Annotated in this window: 23 protein-coding genes; 15 read left to right on the top strand and 8 right to left on the bottom strand. The window is 62.7% G+C overall.

Annotated elements, in window-relative coordinates; translation table 11 throughout:
- Positions 1-38 precede the first annotated feature (38 nt).
- Entirely contained in the window at positions 39-2,225 is a 2,187-nt protein-coding gene (gene uvrB / locus AMC99_RS03995; protein ID WP_061923071.1) for an excinuclease ABC subunit UvrB, read from the top strand.
- Positions 2,222-2,839, top strand: a complete 618-nt coding sequence (locus AMC99_RS03990) for a hypothetical protein (RefSeq protein ID WP_061923067.1) — start codon at positions 2,222-2,224, stop codon at positions 2,837-2,839. Before uvrB ends, AMC99_RS03990 begins: the two co-directional genes overlap by 4 nt.
- Here the strand turns inward: AMC99_RS03990 and AMC99_RS03985 are convergent.
- Positions 2,836-4,842 (bottom strand): protein-disulfide reductase DsbD family protein, encoded by a 2,007-nt coding sequence (locus tag AMC99_RS03985; protein ID WP_232301505.1) that lies wholly within the window; start codon positions 4,840-4,842, stop codon positions 2,836-2,838. The two genes, AMC99_RS03990 and AMC99_RS03985, sit on opposite strands and share 4 nt — an antisense overlap.
- 76 nt (positions 4,843-4,918) lie before the next feature.
- Here AMC99_RS03985 and AMC99_RS03980 point away from each other — a divergent pair, with 76 nt between their 5' ends.
- Positions 4,919-6,133 carry a UbiH/UbiF/VisC/COQ6 family ubiquinone biosynthesis hydroxylase gene (locus AMC99_RS03980; protein ID WP_061927702.1) on the top strand — a complete coding sequence of 405 codons (1,215 nt, stop codon included), beginning with the start codon at positions 4,919-4,921 and terminating at the stop codon, positions 6,131-6,133.
- 17 nt (positions 6,134-6,150) lie between these two features.
- Here AMC99_RS03980 and AMC99_RS03975 read toward each other — a convergent pair whose 3' ends face one another.
- The 3 genes from AMC99_RS03975 to hemC form a co-directional block, all read right to left on the bottom strand.
- Positions 6,151-6,978, bottom strand: coding sequence for an MICOS complex subunit MIC60 (locus AMC99_RS03975; protein ID WP_232301504.1), 828 nt, complete (start codon positions 6,976-6,978; stop codon positions 6,151-6,153).
- 133 nt (positions 6,979-7,111) lie between these two features.
- Entirely contained in the window at positions 7,112-7,789 is a 678-nt protein-coding gene (locus AMC99_RS03970) for a uroporphyrinogen-III synthase (RefSeq protein WP_061923062.1), read from the bottom strand.
- Positions 7,786-8,730, bottom strand: coding sequence for a hydroxymethylbilane synthase (gene hemC / locus AMC99_RS03965; RefSeq protein WP_083440082.1), 945 nt, complete (start codon positions 8,728-8,730; stop codon positions 7,786-7,788). Before hemC ends, AMC99_RS03970 begins: the two co-directional genes overlap by 4 nt.
- Before the next feature lie 43 nt (positions 8,731-8,773).
- On the opposite strand from hemC, the gene tsaD reads away from it, so the two are divergent.
- The 11 genes from tsaD (at position 8,774) to AMC99_RS03910 (ending at position 19,708) form a co-directional block, all read left to right on the top strand.
- Entirely contained in the window at positions 8,774-9,808 is a 1,035-nt protein-coding gene (gene tsaD, locus AMC99_RS03960; RefSeq protein ID WP_061923059.1) for a tRNA (adenosine(37)-N6)-threonylcarbamoyltransferase complex transferase subunit TsaD, read from the top strand.
- The gene (locus AMC99_RS03955) at positions 9,805-10,809 is read left to right on the top strand and encodes an NAD(P)H-dependent glycerol-3-phosphate dehydrogenase (protein WP_061923057.1); all 1,005 of its coding nucleotides are present in this window, start codon (positions 9,805-9,807) and stop codon (positions 10,807-10,809) included. The genes tsaD and AMC99_RS03955 overlap by 4 nt, the downstream gene beginning before the upstream one ends.
- Entirely contained in the window at positions 10,806-12,311 is a 1,506-nt protein-coding gene (locus tag AMC99_RS03950) for a lipopolysaccharide biosynthesis protein (RefSeq protein ID WP_061923054.1), read from the top strand. Before AMC99_RS03955 ends, AMC99_RS03950 begins: the two co-directional genes overlap by 4 nt.
- A 168-nt stretch (positions 12,312-12,479) precedes the next feature.
- Entirely contained in the window at positions 12,480-14,174 is a 1,695-nt protein-coding gene (locus tag AMC99_RS03945) for a vWA domain-containing protein (protein ID WP_061923050.1), read from the top strand.
- A 49-nt stretch (positions 14,175-14,223) separates the two neighbouring features.
- Complete coding sequence (locus AMC99_RS03940) at positions 14,224-14,964, top strand: OmpA family protein (protein ID WP_061923047.1); 741 nt, start codon at positions 14,224-14,226, stop codon at positions 14,962-14,964.
- 127 nt (positions 14,965-15,091) lie between these two features.
- Complete coding sequence (locus tag AMC99_RS03935; protein WP_061923044.1) at positions 15,092-15,655, top strand: hypothetical protein; 564 nt, start codon at positions 15,092-15,094, stop codon at positions 15,653-15,655.
- A gap of 87 nt (positions 15,656-15,742) precedes the next feature.
- Entirely contained in the window at positions 15,743-16,105 is a 363-nt protein-coding gene (locus AMC99_RS03930; RefSeq protein ID WP_061923041.1) for a response regulator, read from the top strand.
- 84 nt (positions 16,106-16,189) lie between these two features.
- Entirely contained in the window at positions 16,190-16,531 is a 342-nt protein-coding gene (locus AMC99_RS03925; RefSeq protein WP_083440081.1) for a phage tail protein, read from the top strand.
- 117 nt (positions 16,532-16,648) lie between these two features.
- Positions 16,649-17,824, top strand: a complete 1,176-nt coding sequence (locus AMC99_RS03920) for an acyl-CoA dehydrogenase (protein ID WP_061923038.1) — start codon at positions 16,649-16,651, stop codon at positions 17,822-17,824.
- Positions 17,825-18,044: 220 nt separating this feature from the next.
- On the top strand, positions 18,045-18,701 hold the full coding sequence (gene maiA, locus AMC99_RS03915; RefSeq protein ID WP_061923035.1) for a maleylacetoacetate isomerase: 657 nt from the start codon (positions 18,045-18,047) through the stop codon (positions 18,699-18,701).
- Complete coding sequence (locus AMC99_RS03910; RefSeq protein WP_061923032.1) at positions 18,698-19,708, top strand: fumarylacetoacetate hydrolase family protein; 1,011 nt, start codon at positions 18,698-18,700, stop codon at positions 19,706-19,708. Before maiA ends, AMC99_RS03910 begins: the two co-directional genes overlap by 4 nt.
- Here the strand turns inward: AMC99_RS03910 and fghA are convergent.
- The 4 genes from fghA to ald form a co-directional block, all read right to left on the bottom strand.
- Entirely contained in the window at positions 19,705-20,547 is an 843-nt protein-coding gene (gene fghA, locus AMC99_RS03905; RefSeq protein WP_061923029.1) for an S-formylglutathione hydrolase, read from the bottom strand. The genes AMC99_RS03910 and fghA overlap by 4 nt on opposite strands.
- Entirely contained in the window at positions 20,547-21,026 is a 480-nt protein-coding gene (locus tag AMC99_RS03900; RefSeq protein WP_232301503.1) for a prolyl-tRNA synthetase associated domain-containing protein, read from the bottom strand. The genes fghA and AMC99_RS03900 overlap by 1 nt, the downstream gene beginning before the upstream one ends.
- A gap of 28 nt (positions 21,027-21,054) precedes the next feature.
- Positions 21,055-22,161 (bottom strand): S-(hydroxymethyl)glutathione dehydrogenase/class III alcohol dehydrogenase, encoded by a 1,107-nt coding sequence (locus AMC99_RS03895; RefSeq protein WP_061923026.1) that lies wholly within the window; start codon positions 22,159-22,161, stop codon positions 21,055-21,057.
- Between the two features lie 62 nt (positions 22,162-22,223).
- A complete protein-coding gene (gene ald, locus AMC99_RS03890; RefSeq protein WP_061923023.1) occupies positions 22,224-23,306 on the bottom strand; it encodes an alanine dehydrogenase in 1,083 nt (360 codons plus the stop codon).
- Positions 23,307-23,454: 148 nt separating this feature from the next.
- On the opposite strand from ald, the gene AMC99_RS03885 reads away from it, so the two are divergent.
- On the top strand, positions 23,455-24,903 hold the full coding sequence (locus tag AMC99_RS03885) for an NAD-dependent succinate-semialdehyde dehydrogenase (RefSeq protein ID WP_061927692.1): 1,449 nt from the start codon (positions 23,455-23,457) through the stop codon (positions 24,901-24,903).
- Positions 24,904-24,919 lie beyond the last annotated feature (16 nt).

The following is a 24,919-nucleotide window of genomic DNA, read 5'->3' as shown; positions in this document are numbered from 1 at the left end:
CATTGCGAAGCCGCTATACGTGCCCCATATGTTCGCCCATGGCCGAACTCGTAATTCGCAGAGGATTGGAAGAACCGGACACTAGCGGTGCTTTCGTCCCTCACAAACCCGCTCGCCCGGACAAGTCGGACGGCGGACGTCGCTTCAAACTCGTTTCCGATTACGAGCCTGCCGGTGACCAGCCGACGGCGATTGCGGAACTTGTGGCTGCCGCCAAGGAAGGCGAACAGACGCAAACCCTGCTTGGCGTCACCGGTTCGGGCAAGACTTTCACCATGGCCAAGGTGATCGAGGAATTGCAGCGCCCAGCGCTGATCCTCGCTCCGAACAAGATCCTCGCCGCCCAGCTTTATGGCGAGTTCAAGAGCTTCTTCCCCGAAAACGCGGTCGAATATTTCGTATCCTATTACGACTACTACCAGCCGGAAGCCTACGTGCCGCGCTCGGACACCTACATCGAGAAGGAAAGCTCGGTGAACGAGGCGATCGACCGGATGCGCCACTCGGCAACCCGCGCCCTGCTCGAACGCGACGACGTGATCATCGTTGCGTCGGTTTCGTGCCTCTACGGTATCGGTTCGGTCGAAACCTATTCGGCCATGGTTTTCGACATCAAGAAGGGCGAGACGGTCGACCAGCGCGAGCTGATCCGCAAGCTCGTCGCCCTCCAGTACAAGCGCAACGATGTCGCCTTTGGTCGCGGCTCATTCCGTGTGCGCGGCGACAATCTCGAACTGTTTCCCTCGCACCTCGAAGATACCGCCTGGCGGATCAGCTTCTTCGGTGACGAGATCGAGGACATCAGCGAATTCGATCCGCTGACCGGCAAGAAGGGCTCTGACCTTGCCAAGGTGCGCGTCTATGCGAACTCGCACTACGTAACGCCCGGCCCGACGATGAAGCAGGCCAGCGAGGCCATCAAGTTCGAGCTGCAGGAACGCCTGAAGGAACTGCACGAGGAAGGCCGCCTGCTCGAAGCGCAGCGGCTGGAACAGCGCACCAATTTCGACCTTGAAATGATCGCTGCCACCGGCAGCTGCGCGGGGATCGAGAACTATTCGCGCTTCCTGACGGGCCGCCTGCCAGGCGAACCGCCGCCGACGCTGTTCGAATACTTACCCGAAAACGCACTGCTGTTCGTCGACGAAAGCCACCAGACAGTGCCGCAGATCGGCGCGATGGCGAAGGGCGACCACCGCCGCAAGCTGACGCTGGCCGAATACGGTTTCCGCCTGCCGAGCTGTATCGACAACCGTCCGCTGCGCTTCAACGAATGGGACGCAATGCGCCCGCAGACCTTCTGCGTTTCGGCCACGCCCGGCGGCTGGGAGCTGGAGCAGACCGGCGGTGTCTTCGCCGAACAGGTCATCCGCCCCACCGGCCTGATCGATCCACCGGTCGAAATCCGCCCGGTCGAGGACCAGGTCCAGGATTGCATCGAGGAATGCAAGAAGACGGCGGCGAAGGGTTATCGCACGCTCGTCACCACGCTGACCAAGCGGATGGCGGAAGACCTGACCGAATTCATGCACGAAGCAGGCGTGAAGGTCCGCTACATGCACTCCGACGTCGAGACGCTGGAACGTATCGAGCTGATCCGGGACCTGCGCCTCGGCGTTTACGACGTGCTGGTCGGCATCAACCTGCTGCGCGAAGGGCTCGACATTCCCGAGTGCGGGCTGGTCTGTATTCTCGATGCAGACAAGGAAGGTTTCCTGCGTTCGGAAACCTCGCTGATTCAGACCATCGGCCGCGCCGCTCGTAACGTCGACGGCAAGGTCATCCTCTATGCCGACCGGATCACCGGGAGCATGGAGCGCGCCATGGCCGAAACCGAGCGTCGGCGCGAAAAGCAGCGCGAATATAACGAGGAACACGGCATCACGCCGCAGACGATCAAGCGCCAGATCGCCGACATCGTCGCGCATTCCGCAGCAGCCGACAGCGTCACGATCGATACAGGTGATGACGAGCGCAACAACCTCGTCGGACATAACCTGCGTTCCTACATCGAGGATCTGGAAAAGCGCATGCGTGCAGCAGCAGCCGATCTGGAATTCGAAGAGGCAGGCCGCCTGCGCGACGAAATCCGCCGGCTCGAGAACGACGAACTCGGATTGCCCGAAGGAGAACACAAGGCACCGCGTGTCGGGCGATCTAACGAGGGAAAACCGGGTACCCGCAAATTGCGCTACGGCAAGAGCCAGCGCAAGTGGGGCAAATGATCCGCCCAACCGCGCTAGCGATTCCTTTCTGTCTTACGTTCCTTTCGCTGGCGGCATGCAAGCCGCCACCGACTGACGAGGCAGGTGCGCGCGGCGAACTGGTCGAGCAGCGCAAGGCCCCTTCCCTGCCAATCGATTCCCCTGACAGCAGCAGTGCCATCTGGGCTGCGAGCAAGGTCTCGGGACGCCTGCTGTATGGCAATCCGGGTGAAGCACCGATGCTGGCGGTTACCTGCAACGCAGATGACAATGCGCCGACGCTGACGATCACTCGCTACGTCCTCGCCGACAAGGGCGCGAGCGCACTGATGGCGCTGATCGGCAACGGCCACATCGCCCGCCTGCCGGTCGAGGCGACGCCGCGAAACGACTATTTCCTGTGGGAGGGCACCTTCCCCGCCGACGATCCCGATCTCGAAGTCCTGACCGGCCAGCGCGAAGTAACGATGACGATCCCCGGCGCAGGCATGGTCACGATGAACCCTGACGAAAAGCCGATCCTGCTGATCGAAAGCTGCCGGGCGCCTTTGCTCGAAAAGGACATCGAAGAGGAAGGCGACTTCGCGCTCGACCCTGACGTCGATGCGGACGAGGCGGATAGCGTCCTGAACTAGCGCTTGGCGCGCTCTACCAGCATGTCGCTCGTCAGAACCTGCGGCAGTTGTTCGCCGTCCGTGCCCGGCTCGTACCAAAGGTAGAGCGGCACTCCGGCGGCACCCTGTTCGTTCAGGAAGGTCGTGATTTCCGGATCCGGCCGCGTCCAGTCGCCAACCATGGCCACGACCCCTGCTCGCTCAAAGGCTTCGCGGGTGACTTCGCGCTCTATCGCGACGCTTTCGTTGACCTTGCAGGTCACGCACCAGTCGGCGGTGAACCAGAGGAATACCGGTTGCCCGCTCGCGCGCGCATCGGCCAGCGCATCCCTGCTGAATGGCACGGTTTCGATGATGGTGTCGCGGCTCGCCTGCGCATTCGCATCGTAGCTCGCCGGCAATGCGAACAGCCCGAAAATCAGGAAAGGTGCGGCGATCAAACCGAATGCGGGCCACGCCATCTTGCCGCTTCGCTGCAGGCGACCGACTACCATCAGCGCAATCATCAAACCGACCACGACGACCAGCGCGACAAGCGCGAAACCCTTGCCGCCCAGCCGCGCTGTTAGCCAGATCAGCGCGAGAGCCGTCAGCCCCATCGGAAAGGCCATCGCCTTGCGAAAACGCTCCATCCACGGACCGGGCTTGGGCAGCATTGCCCTCAGGCGCGGGACGAGACCGATCAGCAGGAAGGGCAGCGCAAGGCCGAAACCGAGTGCGGCGAACAGGACCAGTGCTTCCAGCGGAGGCAGCAGCAGGGCTGCACCAAGGGCGACCGCCATGAATGGGCCGGTGCAAGGTGTCGCCACGAAAGCAGCGAGCAGTCCTGTCGCGAACGCGCTCGCCGGGGCACCCTTGCGCGTGAAGGACAGTGACGGAAGCTCGAAAACTCCGGCGAAATTGGCGGTGATCGCAACCGCGAGCAGCATCAGCGCCACGACGACGCCGGGGTTCTGCAACTGGAATGCCCAGCCGACCTGTTCGCCAGCGGCCCTGAGCGCGAGGATCAGCGCGCCAAGTCCAACGCACGCCAGCACGACACCAGCAGTATAGGCGATGCCTTCGCGGCGCGCCTGGGCCTGGCTTTCACCCGCACGTGCCAGCGCCAGTGCCTTGATGCTCAGGATCGGGAAAACGCAGGGCATGATGTTGAGGAGCAGGCCTCCTGCAAGCGCACCGAACAACAGCACCCAGAGCGACGGCGTTTCGCTTTCCGAGCCCGCCATAATTCGAACGCCGCCGGTCGGCACCTCTCCCGCTTCTGCTTCGAAGCGGAAACCGAATTCTCCGAAAGAGAAGATCCCCGAGATGATCGGCGGTGGTTCATCTCCACCCTCCTTCAGCGGGATTTCCACGATGATTGTGTCACCGTCTCGATAGAAGCTTTGCGATGCGGCGTAATCGACGATGCGGACCTGCTCGATAAAGACATGCGGGGCGGCAGGTTCCATCGCCGCAGGCAGCGGAATTGCGATGCGCAAGTTTCCAGCGCGCGTTTCGAAACGACCAGCCTGATCGAGCGGCGGTGCGATTGCCGCGCGCCATTTTGCAAAGCGCGGCTCGGTTACCTCTGCTTTGTCTGAAACGCGCACGACTGCGCGCAAGGTCGCCCATTGCGGCACGCACAAGGTGTCGGAACAGGTGAGCCAATCCGCCCTGACAGATACCGGATAGCTTTCGCCGACCTTCGCCGATGGCGGAATTTCAAACGGGATCAGGACCGCGTGTTCGCCTTCGAACACATGGTTCATCAAATTCGCGACAAGCAGTTTCTGCGGCACCGGAAACTGCGGCGCACCAGCTTTCCAGCCCTCGGGAAGATTCCAGCTCAGCATCAGCCCCTGCCCGGCATCGCCCGGATTGGACCAGTAACCGTGCCAACCCTCCACCGGTTTGAAGTCGATGGCGGCCATGACCGAGGAACCGGGTCGCGTGGTTCCTTCGAACACGAGCTCGGCCGAACCGCGATCCATCTTCGCTTCGGGCAGTGATTGCGCGTGCGCCAGGCTGCCAATCAGCAGCATGAAAAACAAAAACAGCAACCGTGTTTGACGTATCGTGCTTGCGCGCATGGTGGCGGTGGCTCTAGTGCGCTGGTTCATGAGCGACAAGAACGATCTCCTGATCATCGGCGGCGGATTGGTCGGCATGACGCTGGCCCTCGCCGCGGCGAAGAAGGGTTTTTCCAGCCACGTCGTCGACATGGCCGATCCGGACTCCCTGACGAAAGACGGTTTCGATGGGCGCGCCTCCGCGATCTCGACCGCCAGCTGGAACCTGTTTCGCAATATCGGCATCGCCGACGCGCTGGAGCCATACGCATGCCCGATCGCGTCAATCGCAGTGACCGACCAGATGAAGCCCGGACGGCTCGATTTCACACCGGAACCGCACGAAGGTTCGCTTGGCCGCATGTTCGCCAACCGTCAGCTGCGCCTCGCCCTGTTTGAAGCGGCCCGGAACGAACCGCTGATCAACTGGCATGCGCCTGTGCAGGTGGTGAGCCGCGAGCGCGGCGAGTTCGGTGTCGCGGTAACGCTTGCGGATGGACGCAGGCTGGAAGCTGCCCTGATGGTCGGCGCTGAAGGACGTCGTTCGCCGACCCGCGACGAGGCTGGCCTGGTCATGGCGCATTGGGATTACAGCCATCGCGCGATGATCGCCGGGATCGATCACGAAAAACCGCACGACAATGTCGCCTGGGAAATCTTCTATCCGGCAGGCCCTTTCGCCCTTCTCCCGATGCTCGATGGGCCAGATGGCCAGCATCGCAGCGCACTGGTCTGGACCGTGGACGAAAAGGACGCGGCGGGCGTCATCGCCCTGTCAGACCGCGCCTTCACCGCCGAGGTGCAGAAACGCATGGGTGATATACTTGGCAAGGTGACGCTCAATTCGAACCGCACGTCTTATCCGCTCAGCTTCCAGCATACGGCGCGGATTATCGGGGAGCGGCTCGTCCTTGTCGGGGACAGCGCCCACGGGATGCACCCAATTGCCGGCCAGGGCCTCAACCTCGGCCTGCGCGATGTCGGTGCCCTGGTCGAGGTGCTGACCGAAACGCGGCGGCTGGGCCTCGACCTAGGTGATGCGCAGATGCTCAAGAGATACGAGGACTGGCGCGCTCTCGATGCCCTGATGGTCATGGGCGCAACCGACGGCCTGACGCGGCTCTTCGGCGTACCGGGCAGGATTGCTTCTGCGATCCGCAGGTTGGGAATGGCAGGGGTCCAGCGCTCTGGCCTGCTCAAGCACTTCTTCATGGACGAAGCGCGCGGCGTGTCCGGCGACCTTCCGGAAATGCTCCGCGCCTGATCGCGCCGGGGCTGGTGTTATTCTGAACCGGCCGGGCTGAGCTGGTCGATCGGATTTCCTGCGCCGTCGCGTAGCCTGCGCGGTTCGAGGACGGCTGCGGTTTCGATCAGGTCGAGCGCTTCCATCGCCTGTCCATAACGGCGCGCATCGGCGAGCCAGCTTTCAGCCTTGTCCGCGCCGGGAAGGTTCTGCACCTCTGCAATAGCGGAATCCACGCGGCCCGTTTCAAGGAACTGGCGCGCACGGTCGAGACGTTTTTCAGGCTGCGGCGAAGGCGTGCTTTCGCGGCGAACCACGAACAACTGGCCCAGTTCGCGCTGGATGTCGCCCCAGGAATCGACCTTGTCCGCCTTGCTGATTTCGGGGCCGAGGCCATCGAGACGAGCGAGCAACTGGTCCGAAGTGATCGGCTGGCGCGAGAATGTGATGATGGTGCGCACCGCATTGGGCAATGCGTCGCCGAACCTCAGGCGCAACTGGTCTGCAAGATATCCCAGCTCCGCACCACGCTCCACCGCGCGGCGGGTGGCGAATGCGATCAACAGGCCTTCGGCGCGCGCGGCATTTCCGGCGGCAGCCTGCGCTTGCAGGTCGAGCCGGGCAAGACGCTGCTCTGCTGCGGCCAGGCGCTGATCGATGCCGCCTTGCTGTTCCACTACCTGTTCGACACGTTCGGCGGCCTGTTCGGCAGCTGCGCTGGCCGAAGCAGACGGCGTGGGTAAAGGCGAATTGCCGCTAGTGGGCGACGCGCTGGGCGAAGCACCGGCAGGCGAGCTCAGCGCCCCCTGGTCCGTGCCGTTTTCAGAATTCCAGAAAAAATAGCCGACGACAGCCGCGCCAAGCAAGAATGACGCCGCTGCAGCACCAAGGATGGGCTGCAAAGAGGGCTTTTTACGGCGACTGCCGAATCTCGATTCCATTACCGTCCGTTCTGCGACCTTCGGCGCGCCTTCCCCTGCCAGCACGCTCTTTTGACGATTAATTGCACATCTCGCGCGCCAAAGCCAAGAGCGCAGCGTCGTTAGGCTCATTTGAGGGACGCATTTCTCCCCAGCCCTCCCCTGCGGCAGAAAGGATGCGCGGGCCGAGTGCGGCCAGCCTTATCGCACTCCTGTCGATGGAAAACCGGTCGCATTCTTCGGCAAAGTGGCGCGCAGACGCTGCCGAATGAAGGAGGACGACCGCCCCCTCTCTGAGGGTGCTTGCAAGCCGTGCCGACATGGGCAGCGGAGCAATGCGATAGGTCGCGATTTCTTGCACATCGACATGGCGTGGAGGCTGCAATGCGACGTTTTCCTCGCCGGAAAGGCGCAGGAGACGGCGCGCACGAGCAGGCAGGGAGTCCAGCACCGCTTGCAACCCGCCTGTGCCTGTAACCTCGATGTCGAAACCTGCCTCCCTTGCGGCTTCCGCAGTGGTTTCGCCGACAGCCAACACCGGCAGGGAACGCAGCACGTCCAGCGCTTCTCCCCCATGCCGGAACACATTGGCGCTGCCGATCAGAAGTCCGTCGAACTCGTTCGGGTCAGGCACCTGCCATCGGGTGGGCCCCACCTGCGAAAGGGGTTCGCCCGTTACCGCAAGGCCGGCCTCTTCCGCCGCCTCCAGCGTCGCTGTCAGCCCGGGTTCCGGACGGATCGCGACGACAGGCGTCACGTCGATCCATGACCGAAAACGGAAGCCATGCCAGCAGTGAGGCGGCCGAGAAGATCCTGCGCGAACGATTGCACCCAACCAAAATCTTCGGCGGTGCCGCGCGCCTCACCACGAATGGATTGCGAGCCATCCGGGCTGTAGAGCGTGCAGCGCAGGGTCATTGCCGCGCCTTCGCGGCTGGTGAGCATGGCGATGGGGCTGCGGCAATCCCCGCCTAGGCCGGCAAGCAACGCACGCTCTGCCAGCACCGCCTCGTGGCTTTCGCGGTGATCGATGGCGGCAAGCAGCGATTTCACGCGCTCGTCATCGGCACGGCATTCGATGCCGATCGCCCCTTGCTGCGGGGCCGGCATCCATTCCTCGGGATCGAGCCGGGTGCCGATGCCATGTTCGCCTAGCCGGGCAAGGCCCGCTGCGGCGAGAAGCGTGACATCCGCTTCGCCCGCTGCAAGCTTCGACAGCCGGGTTGCGACATTGCCGCGGAAATTGACGACCTCGCAATCGGGCCGGGCATTGAGCAATTGCGCCGCACGCCGCGGTGCGCTGGTGCCAATGCGGCTGCCGGGCAGGATCTGGCGGACGGAATGCGCACCGACCAGCACGTCCGCGACATCGGCGCGCGGCAGGATTGCGGCGATCAGAAGCTGTTCTGGACGGTGCGTCTCTACATCCTTCATCGAATGGACCGAGGCGTCGATCCGCCCTTCGCCGAGCCATTCGTCGAGTTCCTTGGTCCACAGTGCCTTGCCGCCGATTTCGGCCAGCGGCCGGTCGCGGATGCGGTCGCCCGATGCGAGAACGGGCACCAGTTCCACGGCGCTTTCGTCCCAGCAATGGGCGGCGCACAGGCGTTCACGCGTCTCGTATGCCTGGGCCATCGCAAGCGGTGACTGGCGCGTGCCAAGGCGCAGGATCGGTTCGGATGTAGTCTGATCTGGCATGGAGCGCTTGCCCTAGCTTCGCAAAGCCTTAAGGGAAAGCGCGATGACGTTGGTCTTGGGCATAGAATCCAGCTGCGATGAAACCGCAGTGGCGCTGGTCGATACCGACCGAACCATCGTGGCGCAGCGTATCGCCTCGCAAGAGGCGGAGCACGCGCCCTATGGCGGCGTCGTTCCCGAAATCGCCGCACGCGCCCATGCCGAACGGCTGGCACCGATGATCGAGGCGGTGCTCGGCGAAGCGGGCGTCAAGCTCGGCGATTGTGCCGCCGTTGCGGCAACAGCCGGCCCCGGACTGATCGGCGGCGTCATGGTCGGCCTCGTCAGTGCAAAGGCGCTTGCGATGGCTTCCGACGTTCCGCTGATTGCGATCAACCATCTCGAAGGGCATGCGCTCAGCCCGCGCCTGGCCGATCCGGATCTCGAATTCCCCTATCTTCTGCTGCTGGTTTCGGGCGGCCATTGCCAGATTCTCGCGGTCGAAGGCGTGGGCCAGTACCGCCGACTGGCGACGACGATCGACGACGCGCTGGGAGAGGCATTCGACAAGACGGCCAAGATCCTCGGCCTCGGCTATCCCGGCGGCCCGAAGGTCGAAAAGCTCGCGCTGGAAGGCGATCCGACCGCAGTGCCCCTGCCCCGCCCGTTGCTCGGCTCGAAAGAACCGCACTTCTCCTTTGCCGGCCTCAAGAGCGCGGTCCTCCGCGCCCACGAAACCGGCGAGCATTCGGCAGCTGACCTTGCCGCGAGTTTCCAGCAGGCCGCGATCGACTGCCTGATCGACCGTTTGAAACATGCGCTGGCAGAGAGCGGCGCCATGCCGAACCTTGTCGTCGCCGGTGGGGTCGCAGCCAATCGCCGCGTCCGCACCGCGCTGGAGGATTTCGCCCACGCGAACGCGATGGGCTTTTCCGCACCGCCCCTCGCCCTTTGCACGGACAATGCAGCGATGATCGCCTGGGCCGGGTGCGAGCGACTGCCGCTGGGCGAATTCGCCCCGCTCGACTTCGCAGCGAAGCCGCGCTGGCCGCTCGACCCTGACGCAGAACCTGCTCGCGGCGCTGGAGTAAAGGCATGACCGGAACGAAACCGCGCATCGGTGTCTTGGGCGCTGGCGCATGGGGCACCGCGCTTGCCCAGATGCTGGCAAGCGACGGGCGCGAAGTGCTGATCTGGGCGCTGGAGCCCGAACTGGTCGAGGAAATCAACGCCAAGCATTCGAACAGCCTTTACCTTCCATCGGCGAGCCTCGACGAAGGCATCAGGGCAAGCGGCGATCTCAAGGATTTCGGCGGCATCGACTGCATCCTCGCTGTCACGCCAGCTCAGCATCTCGGCTCCATTCTCGGCCAGCTATCGCATAGCCCCACCGACCTCGTCCTGTGCAGCAAGGGGATCGAGGCGGGCAGCGGCCGCCTGATGAACGAGGTCGCGAAGGATGCGCGTCCCGACAGCGCCGTTGCCGTCCTTTCCGGGCCGACTTTCGCACATGAGGTAGCAGCCGGTCTTCCGACCGCCGTCACGCTCGCATGCAGCGGCGGCGAAGACCAGTGGGCGCGGCTGTCGCAAGCCATCGCACGGCCGACGTTCCGCCCCTATTTCTCCGACGATGTCGCCGGGGCAGAGATCGGCGGATCGATCAAAAACGTGCTCGCGATTGCCTGCGGCGTGGTCGAAGGACTGCGACTGGGCCAGAACGCCCGCGCAGCTTTGATCGCGCGTGGATATGCCGAAATGCTGCGCTTTGGCGAGGCGATGGGCGCCCGCGCCGAAACGCTCGCCGGCCTGTGCGGCCTCGGTGACCTCGTCCTCACCTGCACATCCACTTCGAGCCGCAACTTCTCGCTCGGCAAGGCGCTCGGCGAAGGAAGCGATGCGAAGGCGCTGATGTCCGACCGCAGGACCGTGGCGGAAGGGGCTCATACGGCCCCTGTCCTGCGGCAGCTTGCACGCGACAGGCATATCGCCATGCCAATCGTCGATGCCGTGAACGATATTCTCGAAGGGTCCGATCCGGCCCATGTCGTCGCAGGCCTGCTTTCTCGCCCGCTAAAGGCTGAACAGGAATCCGCTGAGTGAGCGCCGCTGACAGCGACGAAGACCTTTCCACCATTGCCAAGGGTGGACGGCAGAACTTCCTCGGGTTCCTGCTGCGGCTCGTCGCGCGCCTGCCTTTCCTGTTCATAGCAGGGCGGCTTTACGGCATGGACACCGTCGGCCGGTTCGCATCGGCCCTCGTGGTCATCGAACTCGTCGCCCTGGTCTGCTCGATGGGGGAGAAGCGCGGCCTCGCCCAGCGCATCACCGATGGCGAAGGCGAACATCCGGCCAATCTCGTCTTCGACGGGATGCTGCTGGCATTGATCTTCTCTGGCATCGCTGCGGCGTTTTTCTGGCTCGTCCCCGCACCGATGTTTCCGAGCGGGCAATATACCGAACTCGACCGGCTGATCGTGCTTGCGATACCGGCCTATGCGCTGACCGAAATCGTCCTTGCAGCACAAGCCTACAAGCACGACATCGCCACCACCGTGCGTGCCCGCGCCATCGTCGAACCATGGACGATCTCGATCCTCGCCGGTGTCTATTTCTTCATTCCCGCCACTTCGGAAAGCGGGCTTTCGCTGGCCTATCTGACATCGATCTATGCCGGCCTGGCGGTCGGCCTGTGGTCGTTCCTTCGCAGTTACGGGCTGCCCAAGGATTGGCGGCCCAAACCGCGGTACATGGGCAAGATCACCTTGCGCGCCCTTCCCCTTGCGACCGCTGACGCAATCGAATGGGGCACGCGCCGCGTCGATATCTTCATCCTCGGCCTGTTTGCAGCGCCTGCCGCGGTCGCCGTCTATTACATGGCCCAGCAGATCGCGAGCCTGCCGCAGAAGCTCAAAACCAGTTTCGAGCCGATCCTGGGCCCGGTCATCACCAAGAACCTGAAGATCAAGAACTACGCAGCCATTGCCAAGCAGGTCTGCCAGGTCGGGTTCTGGATCATCGCGGCGCAGGCAGGGATCGCCCTTGCACTCGGCGTGCCGGGCGAAGCGATCATGGGCCTCATCGGCCCCGATTACGTCGGCGGGACCGGGGCGCTAGCCTTCCTGCTCGCGGCAGAGGTGGTCGCTGCCACTGCGGTCGTCTCGGAAGCAGTGCTGGTCTATGTCGCCCGCGTTCGGAACCTCTGGATTTCCATCGGCACCATCGCCTTGCAGGCGGTCCTCACCATCGTTCTGATCGAGGCGATGGTTGCAGGCGGTTATGGCGAACCGTTCAAGGCCGCCGCCGCGGCCATCGCGCTGATGACCGCGCTTGGCATTGCGAGCCTGATCAAGGCCTTCCTGCTTTCGCGCATATTGGGGCACCGGATCAACAACTGGCGCTGGCCGCTGGTCTGGGCGACGGCGCCTGCGGTCGTGGTCGGTTACCTCGCGACATTGCTACCCGAATGGGCCGAGCTGCTGTTCGGTATTCCGGCGATTCTCGCCACCTATGGCTTCGTCATCTGGCACCGTGGTTTCGGGCCGGAAGATCGCGTGCTTTTCCGCCGCAACGTCGCGCCCCAAGGGGAAGAAGCCGAGGCCTGACAAGCCCTTCCATTCGTCGCTGACAGAAAACGTTCAGTCGTTGTTCAGGGCCCGGGGCCATGTTTTGGCCCTGTCGCCGGACCGGTCTTTCTCTCCCCCGCCCACCGGCAGAGCGACATCGGGATAAGACGTAATAACATAACGCACCCGCGGGGACTGGAGGTTGATATGGAAGGGAATACAACAGTCGAAAGCGGTCGTCCGGCTGCAAAAATCGGAGTGGCCGCGGTGTCGCTGGCGGCATTGCTGCTCGCATCCTGTGCCAGCCAGAAGGATGGCGAACAGATCGTCGTAACCGGAAGCAAGGCCGAAACCGATTACGCCATGGCCGACGAAGCCATGATGCCACCGCCCCCGCCTCCGCCGCCTCCACCGGCCATGATGGCGCAATCCGTCGCCCCCTCTGCCGTGACACGCTCTTATGTCCCGCCGGTCGTCGTGCCGGGCCAGGACAATCGCGAACGTTATGACGGCGAGGAAGTATCGCCGGTGAAGATGGTCCAGGCAGAGCCCGTGTCGACCTTCTCTGTCGATGTCGATACCGGCGCCTATGCCAACACCCGCCGCTATCTGACGCAGGGCCAGTTACCGCCGCGTGCCGCGGTCCGCACGGAAGAGATGATCAATTATTTCCGTTACGATTATCCGCGTCCTTCCGATCGCAGCCAGCCCTTCAGCGTAACGACCGATGTCGCCAAGACCCCGTGGAACGATAACACCTACCTGATGCGGATCGGCCTTCGTGGGTATGATATTGCGCGCAGCGAACGGCCGCCGGCGAACCTCGTGTTCCTGATGGACGTGTCGGGTTCGATGAACAGCCCGGACAAGCTGCCGCTGGTGAAGACCGCGCTTGCCGGCCTCGCCGGTGAACTGTCGCCGCAGGACAGGGTTTCGATCGTCGTTTACGCCGGTGCCGCAGGGCTGGTGCTCGAACCGACCAATGACCCGCGCAAGATCAGGGCAGCCCTCGACAGCCTCGAAGCCGGCGGCTCGACCGCTGGCGGCGCGGGCCTGAAGCTCGCCTACCAGATTGCCGAGGACAATTTCATCAAGGGCGGCGTCAATCGCGTGCTGCTGGCGACCGACGGCGATTTCAACGTCGGTATTTCGGACCAGGATGCTCTGGTCGAAATGATCGAGGACAAACGCGACAGCGGTATCACGCTGACCACGCTCGGCTTCGGTACCGGCAATTACAACGAAGCGATGATGGAACAGATCGCCGACCACGGTAACGGCAATTACGCCTATATCGACAGCGCGCTCGAAGCGAAGAAGGTGCTGGGCGATGAAATGGCATCCACCCTCTTCACCATCGCCAAGGATGTGAAGATCCAGGTCGAATTCAACCCGGCCGTCATCAGCCAGTACCGCCTCGTCGGTTACGAGAACCGTGCCCTTCGCGAAGAAGACTTCGACAATGACAAGGTCGATGCTGGCGATATCGGCGCCGGGCACCAGGTCACTGCCATCTATGAAGTCGTTCCTGCCGGCACCAAGGGCTGGGTTTCGCCCCGCCGCTACGAGGACAAGCCTGCAGCGGCGGCCACGAGCAAGCTTGCCGAGGCCGCGCACGTCAAGCTGCGCTACAAGCTGCCGACCGGCACGACGTCGAAACTGATCGACTATGTCGTGCCCAGAAGCGCGCTCGCCAATGCGAAGGCCCCTCGCGGCGACTTTGCCTTTGCGACCTCCGTTGCCGCCTTTGCGCAATTGCTACGGAAAGACGAGCTCATGATGGGCTTCACCTTCGACGATATCGACCGTCTGGCAGGCAGCCAGACCGATTACTGGCGCCAGGAATTCCTGCGCCTCAACGATGTCGCGCGGTCGATGGATACGAGCCGCAACGGGGGCTGAGGTCACAACACCCCTTTTCGGATGGCCGTGCTCTGGCTAGGGCACGGCCATGTCCGTTCGCCCATCGCTTGCCATCATTGCCGGAGCCATCGTCAGCGGAGCCATCGCTGCAGCCGGAGCACGGCTGAGCGATGAGGGCTTTGTCGAACGCCTCGCCGAGAAGGCTGAGGCTGCAATCACAGAGGCCGGCGGGCGCGGCGTCACAGCCGATTTCACCAACGGCATGGGTTCGCCAACGCGCCACCCGCTCCTTTCTGGGGGCGAACAGCTGGACGAAGGCACGCGGGACAAGATCGCCAAATCGGTCGCCGCGATCCCGGGCGTCGGGGGGATCAGCTGGGCCGACGGAACCTTGCTGGCCGAAGCAGGCGACATTCCGATCTCTCCCCTTCACTGCCAGGACGATGTGAATGCGCTGCTGCGCGCCCGCACCATCAGGTTCGAGGAAGGGTCGAGCGCGATCGACCCGGCCAGCGGAGAGCTGCTCGACGAGGTCGCCGCCGCGCTCAGGCCATGCCTCGGCAGTATCATTTCGATCACCGGCCACACCGATGCGAGCGGACCCGAACCGGGCAATCTCGCCCTGTCGCGCGAGCGCGCCGAGTCCGTTCGCCTCGCGCTGATGAACCGCGGCATTCCCGCTGACGGGTTGCGCGCCGACGGCGTCGGATCGAAGGAGCCGGTCGAGGGTTTGCTTCCGGAAGACCCGGCCAACCGCCGGATCGATTTCGCCGTGGTCGCCACAACCCCGCTTCAACCCACACCGGTCGATACGCCCGGTCCGCGCTGACGGAAGGACACTAATATGCCGATCTGGGCCGAAGTCCTGTCACTCTCGCTGGCCGCCTATGGCACTGGCCTGGCCATCGCCTGGCTGATGTTCGGCCGCGACACCTCTACCAAGGAGTAACCTCCCCATGCCCGAACTCATCGAAGCCTACTGGCCGTACCTGCTCATCGCGCTGGCGATCGGCATTGCCGTGGGATGGTTCATCTTCGTCGCCAATCGCAAGACTTCGGTCACCGGGGAGCGCCGCGATGTGCTGGACGAAGGTGCGGACAGAGCGCAGCGCAACCAGGCCCTGATCGATGCTCCGCCCGCCGCCGCAAACCTTTCGAACCCTGCCAACACGCAGGAGGTCGCCCACGCGACTGCGACGACCGACGCTGAAGCCGGTGCACCGGTTATGCCGAGCGTTCCTGCCGAAAAACCGGTAGTTCACACAGAGCCTCAATCGGGCGGCGACGACCTGACGCGGATCAAGGGCCTTGGCCCCAAACTGGCCGCCATGCTCAACGGGCTCGGCATTTCCAGCTACAGCCAGATCGCGAACTGGTCGGAAGAGGAAGTCGACCGGATCGACAGCGAACTTGGGCGCTTCCAGGGACGCATTCGCCGGGACAGCTGGGTCGAACAGGCAAAGCTGCTGGCAGCAGGCGACGAAACGGGTTTCTCGGCAAAATTCGGCCAGAACGGCTGAATCGGCTCACATCCAGCCCCCGCGGAACGAAAAGCCGGTTGGCGCGTTAGAAGCCAATTGGTGGAAAAATCGCGGGAGGCTGGCCGGATGGGGCAAGCAAGAATACTCGTCGCTGAGGACGAATTCATAATCGCAGCGGATCTTTGTGAAACGGTCAAGGAGGCCGGTTTCAGCGTAGAGGGACCGCATGCCGATATTTCCTCCGCCATGCTCGCCTGCCAGAAATCGCGACCCGATCTTGCGATCCTCGACATCAGGCTCGACGACGGCATCGTGTACCCGCTGGCGCAGAAGCTGATGGACGACCACGTACCGGTGATCTTCCATTCCGGCCAGATTTCGGAAGACGAAGTCCGCAGCCGTTTCCCGGAAGCGCAATCGCTGCGCAAACCGTGTCCGCCCAGCGTGATGATCGATGCGGTCAACCAGGGACTGATAGAAGCACATTAGCACGAACGCAGGACGGGGGTTTTACACCCGCCTCTTCTTGCCTACGATCTCCCGATCTGGATTCCACGGATTGGAGAGTCTCCCATGCGTTTCAAATCGCTCGCCATCGCAGCTGCTTGCGGAATGGCTGCCGCCATCGCCGCGCCCACACCTGCACAGGCACAGGCAGAACCATTTATCGGACAGGTCACCGCCTTCCCCTATACTTTCTGTCCACGTGGATGGGCCGAAGCTGACGGCAGGCTGCTGGAAATCCGCACGAACACTGCCCTGTTCTCGCTCCTCGGCACAAATTACGGCGGCGATGGGCGCACGACTTTCGGCCTGCCCGACCTGCGCGGCAAGCTTTCGATGGGCAACGGAAACAAGTCGGTCGACCTCAAATATTGCATCGCGCTCCAGGGAATTTTCCCTTCCCGCAACTAGGCACTTGCCCGCGCGGGCAAGGTCGTGTCTGACGGTCTGCAACCGCCCCTTGCGAGCCGAACGCGTTGCTGCAAAGGGGACCGAGAAAACAAGTTGCAGGAGAAGCACGTGGCCGGAATGGTGCCGTTCAACTGGGAAGATCCCTTCGACCTCGAAAGTCAGCTGACCGAAGAAGAGCGCATGATCCGTGACGCGGCGCATGGCTTTGCACAGGACGAGCTGCAACCGCGCGTGATCAAGGCGTTCGCGGACGAAATCGACGCTCCCGAACTGTTCCCCCTGATGGGCCAGGCTGGCCTGCTCGGCGCGACCGTTCCCGAAGAGTACGGCGGTGCCGGCGCCAGCTATGTCGCCTATGGCCTGATCGCCCGCGAAATCGAGCGCGTCGATAGCGGATACCGCTCGATGGCATCGGTGCAGTCCAGCCTCGTCATGTATCCGATCCACGCCTACGGGTCGGAAGAACAACGCCAGAAGTATCTCCCCGGCCTCGCCTCGGGCGAACTCATCGGCTGTTTCGGCCTTACCGAACCCGACGCTGGATCGGACCCGGGCGGGATGAAGACCTACGCCAAGAAAGACGGTGACGGTTATTCGATCAGCGGATCGAAGACCTGGATTTCCAACGCCCCTTTCGCCGACGTGCTCGTCGTCTGGGCGAAGAGCGAGGCGCACGGAGGTGCGATCCGCGGCTTCGTGCTGGAAAAGGGCATGGAAGGGCTTTCGGCACCCAAGATCGAAGGCAAGATTTCGCTGCGTGCCAGCACCACCGGCATGATCATGATGGACGAGGTGAAGGTCGGCGCAGACGCGCTGTTGCCCAATGTCGAAGGTCTCAAGGGTCCGTTCGGTTGCCTCAACCGCGCCCGTTACGGGATCAGCTGGGGCGCGATGGGCGCGGCCGAGTTCTGCCTTCACGCCGCGCGCCAGTACGGCCTCGACCGCAAGCAGTTCGGGGTGCCGCTCGCATCGAAGCAGATCTACCAGCTCAAGCTGGCCAACATGCTGACCGATATCGCGCTGGGCCTGCAAGGCTCGCTGCGGGTCGGGCGCCTGATGGACGAAGGCAAGTTCGCCCCCGACATGATCTCGATCGTGAAGCGCAACAATGTCGGCAAGGCGCTCGATATCGCGCGCATGGCCCGCGACATGCACGGCGGCAACGGCATCAGCGAGGAATACCAGGTGATCCGCCACATGGTGAACCTCGAAACCGTCAACACCTACGAGGGGACGCACGACGTGCACGCCCTGATCCTGGGGCGCGGCATCACGGGCATCCCGGCTTTCTGATGCCGCCTTCCCGCCTCTCCCTGTCCTACAATGCCACTCGGTGGCATGTGGGCGGGATGAGGCGCAATCCGTTCCAGCTCGATGCGAACCTGTCGCAACAGCGATATGGAAACCGCGCTTTGCCGCCGTTTTTCACGCCACAGGACTGTGTTCCATGTGTTCCATCCAGTAGGATTTGGTCCTCAATCAGCGAAGCGGTAGGACCCGCAAAGAGTCACCCATGAAGCTCTATGGATATTTTCGCAGTTCGACCTCCTACCGCTTGCGCATCGCGCTCGAGCTGAAGGGCATCGAATACGAGAACATTCCGGTAAACCTGCTCGAATCCGAACAGAAGGGCGAAGGGTTCACCAGCCGCAACCCGTTTGGATCGGTCCCGATGCTAGAAGGCGGTGGGCGCGACCGGGCCCAATCGATGGCGCTGATCGAATGGCTGGACGAAGCCTATACCGAACGACCGCTGCTGCCTGCCGATCTGGAAGACCGCTATACCGCGCGCGAGCTGGCCTATGCGATTGCGACGGAACTGCACGCGCCGCTCAACCTGCCGGTGCTCAAGTACCTGCGCGATCCGCTGGGTCATTCGCAGGAAGAGGTCGGCGTATGGTACCGGCACTGGCTGTCGCGCACCCTCGATCCGGTGGAAGCCCGGCTGGCCCAGCTTGGCACCGGAGACTTCCTGTTCGAACGACCCGGTTTCTTCGAGGTCGTCCTGCTACCGCAAGTCTATAACGCCCAGCGCTTCGACTTCGATTTCAGTGACAAACCCCACATCACGCGCATCGAGCGGGCCTGTCTGGCCCTGCCCGAATTCCAGCGCGCCCACCCAGACAACCAGATAGACAGCCCGGAATATAACGGAGAGGCCCCCCGATGAAACTCGCCACACTCAATGACGGTACCCGCGACGGAAAGCTCGTCGTCGTATCGAAGGACCTGACCCGCTACTGCGCCGCAAGCAACATTGCGCCGACGCTGCAGGCTGCTCTCGACAACTGGACGGATGTCTCTCCGCTGCTGGAGGCGCTCGCTATCGATGTCGAACACGAAGCGGTGCCATGCGATCGCTTTCACGAACGCGAGGCGCATTCCCCCCTGCCCCGCGCCTATCAATGGGCGGACGGCTCTGCCTACATCAACCACGTCGAACTGGTGCGTAAGGCGCGCGACGCCGAGGTTCCGGAAAGCTTCTATCACGATCCGCTGATGTATCAGGGTGGCAGCGACAGCTTCCTCGCCCCGCGCCAGGACATTCCCTTGGGCGACGTCGCCTGGGGCTGCGACATGGAAGGCGAAATTGCCTGCATCACCGACGACGTGCCGATGGGCGTGTCGAAAGAGGACGCCGCCGATCACATCAAGCTGGTGATGCTGGTCAACGACGTGTCATTGCGCGGACTGATCCCGGGCGAACTGGCAAAGGGTTTCGGCTTTTTCCAGTCGAAGCCGGCGAGCGCTTTCAGCCCGGTTTGTGTCACCCCCGATGAACTGGGCGATGCATGGAAGGGCAGTGTCATACATCTGCCGCTGATGGTGGATTACAATGGCGAACCGTTCGGCCGTGCCAATGCCGGGGTCGATGCGACCTTCAGCCTCGCCGACCTGGTCGCCCATGCCGCCAAGACCCGCAATCTTGGCGCAGGGACGATCATCGGTTCGGGCACGGTATCGAACCAGGGCCCCGGCGGCGATCCGGGCAAGCCGGTCAGCGAGGGCGGACTTGGCTACAGCTGTATTGCCGAGATCCGCATGATCGAAACGATCTATGACGGCGCGCCGAAAACCCCCTTCATGAAGCCCGGCGACACTGTGCGGATCGAAATGCGCGACGAGCACAACCACTCGATCTTTGGGGCGATCGAGCAGCACGTGGTCGAGGCTTAGGCTTTCAGCCGCTCCGCATGCCACGCAATGTGGTCGGCCATGAAAGTCGAGATGAAGTAGTAAGAGTGATCGTATCCGTCCTGCATGCGGATGGTCGCATCGATACCGGCATCTTCGCACGCCTTGACGAGCCGGTGGGTCTGGAGCTGCTCTTCCAGGAAGTTATCCGCAGTCCCCTGGTCGACCAGCAGGTCCGGAACCCTCGCTCCGCCTTCGATCAGCGCAACCGCGTCGTATTCCGCCCAGGCAGCGCGGTCACTGCCGAGATAGCGGCCTAGCGCCTTCTCGCCCCACGGCACTTGGCTGGGCGCGACGATCGGTGCAAAGGCGCTGACCGCCTTGAACCGATCGGGATTGCGCAAGGCGATGGTCAAGGCGCCATGGCCGCCCATCGAATGGCCGGTGATGCCCTGGCGGTCCATGTCGACGGGGAAGTTCGCCGCGATGACGCCGGGAAGTTCGCTCTCGATATAGCTGCGCATCCGGTAATTTTCCGACCACGGCGCTTCGGTCGCATCGACGTAGAAGCCGGCACCTTTTCCGAAGTCATACTCGTCAGGGGCGTCGGGCACATCGTCCCCGCGAGGCGACGTATCGGGGGCAACGAAAATCACGCCGTGTTCGGCACATGCCGCGCGAAATTCGCCCTTCTCGGTCACATTGGCATGCGTGCAGGTGAGGCCTGAAAGGTACCAGACCACCGGCAGCTTCGACCCCTCCGCATGGTCAGGCACGAAGACCGAGAAAGTCATCTCGGTGCCGGTCTCAGCGGAGGAATGTTTATAGACACCCTGGGTCCCGCCGAACGCCTTGTTCTCACTCACTGTTTCGAACGTCATCATCTCACTTTCTTCGGTATTACGGCGACCAGAGCTTCGTGCCCCCAATGCCTGATCAAACGCAGGATGTCCTTGCCTGAAAGGCTGACGGTAGCGGTGTTGCGCAGCGGGTGCACATTAACGGTGTCGGCATCGGCCAGAACCTGATCCAGTACGCAGCGAATGCTGCCCGGCGCAGCATTGACCATCGCGAGTGGAGTTACCGACCCGGGCTTGATGCCGATCAGCCGCTCCATGTCCTCTGGCTTGCCGAAGCTGACCCGCTTGCAACCGATCGCCTCTGGCAGTGCTTTCAGATTCACGGGGTCTTCGGCAGGCACGGTGACCAGCCAGAAGTCGCCCGCTGTATCCTTCAGGAACAGGTTCTTCGTATGCGCGCCGGGAATGTCGGCCTTGATCGAACGGCTTTCATCGACGGTGAAGACAGCCTGATGCTCGAACAGCTCGTGCGCGATTTCGAGCGCCGAGAGATCGGACAACAGGCCTTCTTCGCCAGCAATCACTTGATCAGAAGACCACCACTGCGCGGATGCTTTCGCCCGAATGCATAAGGTCGAAACCCTTGTTGATTTCCTCGAGCGACAGGCGGTGCGTGATCATCGGGTCAATCTCGATCTTGCCGTTCATGTACCAGTCGACGATCTTGGGCACATCAGTCCGGCCCTTTGCGCCGCCGAAGGCCGTACCGCGCCAGTTGCGCCCGGTAACGAGCTGGAACGGACGGGTGCTGATCTCCTTGCCGGCTTCGGCGACGCCGATGATGATGCTGGTGCCCCAACCCTTGTGGCAACATTCCAGCGCATCGCGCATGACGTCGGTATTGCCGGTGCAATCGAAGCTGTAGTCGGCGCCGCCATCGAGCATATTGATCAGCGTTTCGACGACATTGCCGACTTCCTTCGGATTGACGAAGTCGGTCATGCCGAATTTCTCGCCCCATTCTTTCTTGGAATTGTTGATATCGACGCCCACGATCCTGCCGGCGCCCGCCATCTTTGCACCCTGGATCACGTTCAGGCCGATACCGCCAAGGCCGAAGACGACGACATTGTCGCCGACCTGCACCTTTGCCGTGTTTGTCACTGCGCCAACGCCGGTGGTCACGCCGCAGCCGACATAGCAGGTCGTATCGAAGGGCGCGTCTTCGCGGATCTTGGCAACCGCGATTTCAGGCAACACCGTGAAGTTTGAGAAGGTCGAGCAACCCATGTAATGGAAGATCGTCTCGCCCTTGTAGCTGAAACGGCTCGTTCCGTCGGGCATCAGGCCCTGTCCCTGTGTCGCGCGGATTGCGCTGCACAGGTTGGTCTTGCCCGAAAGGCACATCTTACACTGGCGACATTCGGGCGTGTAAAGCGGGATCACGTGATCGCCTGGCTTCACGCTGGTTACGCCAGGGCCGATTTCGCGAACGACGCCGCAGCCTTCATGGCCAAGGATCGAAGGGAAGATGCCTTCGCTGTCGAGACCGTCGAGCGTGTAAGCATCCGTATGGCAGATGCCTGTCGCCATGATCTCGACCAGAACTTCGCCCGCCTTGGGTCCTTCGAGGTCAACCTCGACGATTTCGAGCGGTTTTTTCGCTTCGAAAGCAACGGCGGCGCGAGTCTTCATGGCAATCTCCTGCTGGCTTGATGCCGCGCAGGCAGACAGCAGCGCTGCCGTTACGTCAAGCCCTAGAAACCAAGACTTTCTTTCACCGCAGCGTTGACGATTTTGCCCTGATGGACGTTGAGGCCGTTCATCAGATGCGGGTCTTCCTCGCATGCCGTGATGCCGCGATTGGCGAGCGCAAGGCCATAAGGCAGGGTCGCATTGTTGAGCGCATAACTGCTGGTGAGCGGCACGGCACCCGGCATGTTGGCAACGCAATAATGGATGACGCCCTCAACCTCGTAAGTCGGCTCCTGATGCGTCGTCGGGTGCGAAGTTTCGAAGCAGCCACCCTGGTCGATTGCAACGTCGACGAGGACAGCACGCGGCACCATCAACTTCAGCATGTCACGCGTGACGAGGTTCGGTGCCGATGCACCCGGGATTAGGACAGCGCCGACAACGACGTCGGCCTGGCCGATTGCGTCCTCGATAGTCGACATGGTCGAATAACGGGTCGTTACCCGGCCCTGGAACATATCGTCGAGCTGTCGAATGCGGTGGAGCGACTTGTCGAAGATTTCGACATTGGCGCCCAGCCCGACCGCCATTCGTGCAGCCTGTGTTCCCACGACGCCGCCACCGAGGATCACAACCTTTGCAGGAAGCACGCCGGGAACGCCGCCCATCAGCACGCCGCGGCCGCCATTGTGCGCCTTCAACGCCTGTCCTGCTGCCTCGATCGAGAGCCTGCCAGCAACTTCGCTCATCGGGGCGAGAAGAGGCAAACCGCCGCCCGGACCGGTGACGGTCTCGTAAGCAACCGCAGAGACACCCGAATTCATCAATCCGCGCGCCTGCTCCGGATCGGGTGCAAGGTGCAGATAGGTGTAGAGGATCTGGCCTTCGCGCAGCTGCACCCATTCGCTTGGCTGCGGCTCCTTGACCTTCACGATCATGTCCGCGCGCTCGAAAACTTCGGCCGCGGTATCCACGATCTCTGCGCCTGATGCCCTGTAAACGTCGTCCGATTTGCAGATACCTTCGCCCGCATTTGTTTCGACGATGACCTGGTGCCCGGCGGCGCAATACTCGCGCACGGCCTCTGGCGTCAGTCCGACGCGAAATTCGCTGGGTTTGATTTCCTTGGGAACACCGACAAGCATGACTATCTCCTGGGGGCTTTGGCGCGCCCTAGGCTATTGCAAAAGAGGTTACAATCGAAACTAACCCTTGCTTTCACAACTTGCCTTTGGTCTGACGACCGCCAAATACACACAGCAATTTTACGGCCACGAGAGCCAGGAGTTCCGCATGTCCAGCTATCCCGCACTCAAGATGCTCATCAACGGAGAATGGATCGCCAGCGGCGGCGAGGGTTCGATGGACGTCATCAACCCCGCGACCGAAGCTGTGCTGGGCCAGTGTCCCAAAGCCTCGAAGGAACAACTCGATGCCGCGCTCGCCGCTGCCGACGAGGGCTTTCGTGTGTGGAGCGCGAAGCCTGCTGCCGAACGTTGCGCCATCCTGCGCCGTGCCACCGCACTGATCCGAGAACGCAAGGAAGAGATCGCTCGCGTCATCACCGCTGAAATGGGCAAGCCTGTTTCGCAGGCGCTCGGCGAAGTCGCCAGCGCTGCCGAGGTGATCGATTTCCAGGCGGAAGAAGCAAAGCGTGCCGGTGGACGGATGATCCCGCCGCGCAGCCCGCAAATCCTTTCCCAGCAGGTCCACCACGTGCCGGTCGGACCGTGCGTGCTGCTGACCCCGTGGAATTTCCCGATCAACCTGCCCGCGCGCAAGCTTGGCGGTGCACTGGCGGCTGGCTGCTCGGCGATCCTCAAGCCTGCCGAGAACACGCCAGCCGCTGCACAGATGCTGGTCGAAGCGCTGGTGGATGCCGGCGTGCCGAATGGTGTCGTGAACCTGGTCCATGGCGACCCGGGCATGATTTCCGAGCATCTCATCAAGTCGGACGTGACACGCAAGGTGTCCTTCACCGGCTCGACCGCAGTGGGCAAGATGCTCGGAGCGCTGGCCGCACAGGGTATGAAGCGCTTCACGCCCGAGCTTGGCGGCCATGCACCCGTCATCGTGTCCGAAAATGCAGATTTCGCTCACGCCGTCGCGACCTGTGCGACGGTCAAGTTCCGCAATGCCGGCCAAGTCTGCGTGTCACCGACCCGCTTCCTCGTTGCGCGCAGCATGTACGACAAGTTCGTGGCCGAATTCACCGACCGCGTCCGGCAGATCCGCGTAGGTGACGCAGGTGTAGACGATACAGTGGACATGGGCCCCCTCGCCCATGCCCGCCGCGTCCCGGCAATGGATTACATCCTCGAAGACCTTGGCGGAAATCGCGGCGAAGTCGTGACCGGCGGCAAGCGGATCGAGGGCAAGGGATACTTCTACGAACCGACGGTCGTCGCCGGACCGGCCGCAGACAGTCGCCTGATGAACGAAGAACCCTTCGGTCCCGTCGCCGGCATCGTTCCGTTCGACGATCTCGAGGAGGCGGTCTCGATCGCGAACTCGCTTCGCTACGGCCTTGCGGCCTATGCCTTCACCGGGTCGCAGGACGAAAGCTACTACCTCGGCAAATCCTTGCGCGCCGGAATGGTCGCGATCAACCACCTGATCGTCGCATCGCCGGAATCGCCCTTCGGTGGTGTCGGAGACAGCGGCTTCGGGTCGGAAGGCGGCGTCGAAGGCTATCTCGGCTACACCGACACGAAATTCGTGACGGTCGCCAAGTCCCGCTGATCGCGGCGGCGCCCGA

The sequence above is a fragment of the Altererythrobacter epoxidivorans genome (assembly GCF_001281485.1).
Lineage (GTDB): Bacteria > Pseudomonadota > Alphaproteobacteria > Sphingomonadales > Sphingomonadaceae > Erythrobacter > Erythrobacter epoxidivorans.
Note: the sequence above shows the minus strand (reverse complement) of the source record. Positions and strands in the feature narration are given on the sequence as shown.